The sequence below is a fragment of the Phormidium sp. CCY1219 genome, from assembly GCF_055795085.1.
In genome coordinates this window covers 1-5,067 of record NZ_JAYFEQ010000186.1, presented here as the reverse complement: position 1 = coordinate 5,067, position 5,067 = coordinate 1, and the positions used below count along the sequence as shown (strand labels likewise).

4 protein-coding genes are annotated in these 5,067 nt (G+C 53.9%); 1 reads left to right on the top strand and 3 read right to left on the bottom strand.

The genetic code is table 11. The features are described from left to right. The 3 genes from AC0QH1_RS01190 to AC0QH1_RS01180 form a co-directional block, all read right to left on the bottom strand. A partial coding sequence (locus tag AC0QH1_RS01190) for an LCP family protein (protein WP_442957261.1) occupies window positions 1-1,681 on the bottom strand: 1,681 nt, incomplete at its 3' end. Between the two features lie 205 nt (window positions 1,682-1,886). Next, complete coding sequence (locus tag AC0QH1_RS01185) at window positions 1,887-2,408, bottom strand: magnetosome magnetite crystal formation protein family (protein WP_324628911.1); 522 nt, start codon at window positions 2,406-2,408, stop codon at window positions 1,887-1,889. Window positions 2,409-2,422: 14 nt separating this feature from the next. Next, window positions 2,423-4,051: a S8 family serine peptidase gene (locus tag AC0QH1_RS01180; protein ID WP_324628909.1), complete on the bottom strand. Its 1,629-nt coding sequence runs from the start codon at window positions 4,049-4,051 to the stop codon at window positions 2,423-2,425. 96 nt (window positions 4,052-4,147) lie between these two features. Between AC0QH1_RS01180 and rpe the strand changes: the two genes are divergently transcribed. Continuing rightward, window positions 4,148-4,858, top strand: a complete 711-nt coding sequence (rpe, locus tag AC0QH1_RS01175) for a ribulose-phosphate 3-epimerase (protein ID WP_324628908.1) — start codon at window positions 4,148-4,150, stop codon at window positions 4,856-4,858. Window positions 4,859-5,067: the final 209 nt, after the last annotated feature.

Sequence of the window (5,067 nt, the reverse complement as noted above, 5' to 3'; positions counted from 1 at the left end):
GCGAGGAATTGCGGTTGTACTCATCGGAAGGGGAGGAATCGCGGTTGTACTCCTCCCAGGGCGAGGAATTGCGGTTGGTTTCCTCGGAAGGGGAGGAATCGCGGTTGTACTCGTCCCAGGGCGAGGAATTGCGGTCGGTTTCCGATGGAAGTGGAGATTCGCCATAGCGATCGCCAGAGGGGGGATTGCTGCGATAGCGATCGAGCGCCTCAGTTTCGGGGGACTCATCTGGGAGAGCCTCGCCATCTCCTAGTTGGTTCGACTCCCTAGATTCATCGGCGAGACGTTGTTGTTCCAGCCAATCCATTCCCAACTGAATCGTAATATCGGATCTTAAAGAGCCGGTACTTTCCACAAGCACCTCGCCAAACCCGAGGGCATCGCGAAGGGCTTGGGCGCTTTCCATGTCGCCGTTTTGGGCCACGATGCGGGTGACTTGTAACGGTTCGGGCCAAGCACTAGAGACGTAGACATTCCAATAGCCGTTGTCGCTGAGGGTAGTTTGCAACTCATCCACAGCTTCCCAGTCATCGGTGCTATCTTGAATGGCCACCCGGAGGTAAGCCGGATCTACCGATTCAAACTGGCGACCGTGAAGGTCGAAGTCAAAGTGTTCGGCAATTGTGGCATCGAGGCGTTCGTAATTGGGCAACCAGTAACTAGCTTTGTACTCTTCCGGGTCGCTGAACTCGCCGGGAACCATTAACATTTGCACGTTAGAGGGTTCTGTTTGGGCGGCGAAGCCGGCTAAAGCGGCGATTTCCTCCAGGGAGAGGTTAGTATCGATATGTTCTTGAATCACCGAGAGAATTTTCGGCAAGCGACCGATGGTCTTGACATTGAGGGCTTGGTTCATCAGGGCGCGCATCATCAGTTGCTGACGCTGGATGCGACCGATATCGCCGAGTTTGTCATAACGAAACCGGAGGAACTGCAGGGCTTGTGTCCCATCGAGATGCTGTTCTCCCTGTTTTAAGTTAATGTACAAATGCTGGCTATCATCTTGGTATTTCATATCCACGGGGACGTAGAGCTTGACGCCGCCCAAGGCATCGACTAATTTTTCCACCCCTTGGACATTGATGCGGATATAGCGATCGATGCGGACGCCGCCGAGGAGTTCGCTGACAGCTTTGGCACTCAAAGCCGGACCGCCAAAATAGTTAGCATCATTAATTTTGCGAAGGCCATATCCCTCGATTAAGGTGCGGGTATCGCGGGGAATCGAGAGGACGTTTAATTTGTTGGTTTGCGGATTAAACCGAACCAACAACATGACATCGGAGAGACCATCGAGAGAATTGACTTGAGCATGGTATCCGACGTCGATGGAGTCCTCCTCAGCTTTATCTTTCAGGTCTGAGGTTAGGACGCTGGTGCCCATGACTAGGATATTCACGGGGCGAGTCAGTTCTGGGAGTCGCAGATTGGTCTGTGCCAGATCGTTTTGGGAAAAGATGGCTGCGTCTTCAGCACTCAGTTGAGTTTGCATTAAGGGGGTACTGGAAAGAGAAACGGCGAGCAAAGCTCCGGCGGTTGCGGAGATCATTGCCACACCACTCAAGCCAAAACAAAGCCACAGCCAACGGCCCCGATGTGCTTTGGTGACTTTTTTCGTTTGCTGGGTTCGATCGCTGAGCTTTGGGGTCGGGTGTTGGTCAGTTACGTTCTGATTTGGCACGGGCTTCCTCACACACACACAAATAGTTAGTCACGTCTCCACTCATCCTCTCTCCGGGGAGTGAGCGATCGCGCAGGTCTAGCAGGCCCAGCCGATTGGATAACGACCCGTTGCCGGCGTGTCGTTATGGTTCAACGGTCGTGGCCGATCGCGAATCTGTTCCGGGCATGAGGCCAATCAGGGATGACAGAGAAGCGATCGCGGCTTATGATAGATGCTTGCCGATCGCGCGATCGGCAATGCGCGTCACCCAAGGTAATCGTAATGGCCGACGTTGCCAAAGGCGAATCATCAGCCAAATATTTACCACAAAGTAGCTCGAGGTGAGCAAACTACTCAGTAATAACAGCGGTACGGCAAACAATTCCGTACTTCTGGCCCCGGTTTCCAATAAAACGTATCCTATCAGCCAACCCAGTGCTAACGTAACTGCCAAGCGACTGGCGGTTTTTTGTGTTCGACTTCCTTTTTGGCGGTACAACGTCCACAGGGCGGGGAAAAACCCCACCACGGGAATCAAATAAAAAAACAGTCCTAAATGCTCGAGGTCTTTATTCTCCAAGTCGGGAGCCTCCCCCTCTAAGGTGGGGTCAGACTCGGAAACGGAGGAGTCTGACGCCAACCCCCAGATCCCATACCGGGCGCGTACCCGGCGGTCGTGGGGATCCAGGGAGTGGGGGGGGCGAGAGGAACGATGCTGGGGATTCTCAGTGGGTTTGTCACTCATATGCTGCCAGTGGATTAACGGGCCGGGGCGGTCCACCAGGCGATCGCGTAGGGTTGAACCTCGTCATTGACGCGATCGCGAAACTGAACGCGAATTTTATATCGCCCGGTTTTGGGGACCGCATGGAAAATATGCTCGACGCTATCGACGTCGCTGACCGAAGACCAAATACTCTTGCTGGTATCCTCTTCCTCGGCGGGCATCAAATAGACATCTAGATTATTCAAACCGCGATCGCGAAAGGTTTCCCCAATATCATATTGCCCATTGTCATTCCCATCTACGAGATCCACCCATCGGTTCCAAGCCAAGGTAACGGAGACCACACTGCCGGCTTGCAAGGGGGCATCGATAACGTAGTCGCGATAGGACTTTTCCTCGACGCTGCGATAATCCCACCCGATCGTCGGTACGGGGGCATCGGAACCCCACTGACCCGCACTAAACTGCTGATAAGCGCGGTAGGCATCCAAGTGGCCGGTTCCGAGATCCCCATCGAGGGGGATCGACTGACTTTTATAAGCATCCGAGTCCAACCAATTGCGGTTCCCATCGGCGAGGAGGGTGCGTTTCATGTCCAGATATTCTCCCGTGCCGGGATCGGCAATTTTTTCGGCAGAGTTCATCAATACGGCTTTCATTACTTCGTGGCGACGAGCGGAGAGGGTCCATTGCGGATCCTGGAAGTTGCGCCGCAGTTGGCGATCGCCGTATTCTTGCAAGAGGGCCACGGTTGCCGTCACGTGGGGAGCGGCAAAACTGGTGCCGCTGGTGCGCGTCACCCGACCATCGAAGCTCAACAAATCCAGATTACTCCCGGGAGCCACCACGCTAATCGCCCGCCGACCGTCTACGTTGCCTTCTAACCCCACCAGGCGGGTGTTAAACCCGGAAAACGAACTGCCAATATTGGCCAAATCCACCTTGGAAAACGTGCCTTCATAGAGGGTGCTAAAGGCCACATTCATCCCATTAAAATTATCCGTGGGGATCGGGATGCCGCCGCGTCCTTGGTTGCCCGCCACTACATGCAAAACGTTGTGAACCCGGGCGGACCAATCCAAACATTGGGTCAGCAATGCATTGCCATCGAGGACCGCATTCGGACGCGGATCCTGTTCGAGCGATTCCCCAAAACTGTAGTTAATCGCTCGCACGTCGCCGCCGTTTTGTTCGGCTAAATTTTGGGCAGCTAAGCATTCTTCTGGTTGTCCGCTGCGCTGTAGCAAGCCGATCGCGGCAGCATAGAGGGTGGCTCCTGGGGCGACGCCCGGTAAGGCTTTGTCGGAACTGACCATCACGGCGGCGACGTTTTCGGCGTGTTGTTCGGCGGGTTTCATCCGAGGATCCTGGTTGGGATCGGTTTTCGCTGGGGCATCGCGCAAGAAGACCTGGCGCACGGGAATGTCTCGATGGCGGTGGACTTCTTTATCCAAGCCGAATTTTCTCGGTCGGCCAATGTCTACTTGGGCGATCGCGATTTTTCGCCCGGTCAAGTTGTAGGGGGCTTCGTGCAATCGGCGGGCATCGATGCCGATTTCACCGACGGAGGTTTGTAAGGCGATCGCTGGAATACCGACTAAGGCGGCACTCGCGCCTCCCACCATCCAGGAAACTTTTTTGACGATTTTTCGCTGACTCAATTCTACCGCTCCACCAAATAACTATTAACGCTTGCGATCGTTGAGATTTTGTTAAACTGAATACGACTTTACGGACGATCGAGAGAGATAATCTCCATGACCCAAACCCAATCCAAGAAACCCATCGTTATTGCTCCCTCCATCCTATCAGCAGATTTTAGTCGTCTGGGAGAAGAAATCCAGGCGGTGGATCGCGCTGGCGCTGATTGGATCCACGTGGATGTGATGGACGGACGCTTTGTCCCCAATATCACCATCGGCCCGTTAATCGTGCAAGCTATTCGCCCGGTGACTCAAAAGCCCCTGGACGTCCACTTGATGATTGTGGAACCGGAAAAATACGTGGAGGATTTTGCGAAAGCAGGGGCGGACCAGATTACGGTTCATGCGGAACACAATGCCTCGCCTCACCTGCACCGCACTCTCGGCCAAATTAAAGAAGCTGGCGCAAAAGCAGGGGTGGTTCTCAATCCTTCCACGCCTCTGGAGCTGATCGAATACGTACTCGAACTTTGCGATCTGGTGCTGATTATGAGCGTTAACCCCGGGTTCGGCGGGCAGAGTTTTATCCCCGGTGTGGTGCCAAAAATCCGGAAGCTGCGCCAGATGTGCGACGAGCGCGGATTGGATCCCTGGATTGAGGTGGATGGCGGTCTGAAGGCAAACAATACTTGGCAAGTCCTGGAAGCCGGCGCGAATGCAATTGTGGCCGGTTCGGCGGTGTTCAAGGCCAAGGATTACAAAGAAGCGATTGAAGGCATTCGCAATAGCAAGCGCCCCGCACAACCCGAGTTGGCAACGGTGTAGTTTCGCCGCTTTTCAACTCCGATTGATTGTCCAGACCAGAAGCGATTTTTCTCCCTTCAAATCGCTTCTTCTGGTTTTTTCTGTATCCTGAATTGAAACGGTTGCGCGGGTCGTTGGCATTCATTCTTCTGGTTTACGAAAGAAAAACGAGAGTTTGAAAGCTACGTTTTTTAAAACGTAGATGAAAAACGAACGGCGACTTTAGTCGC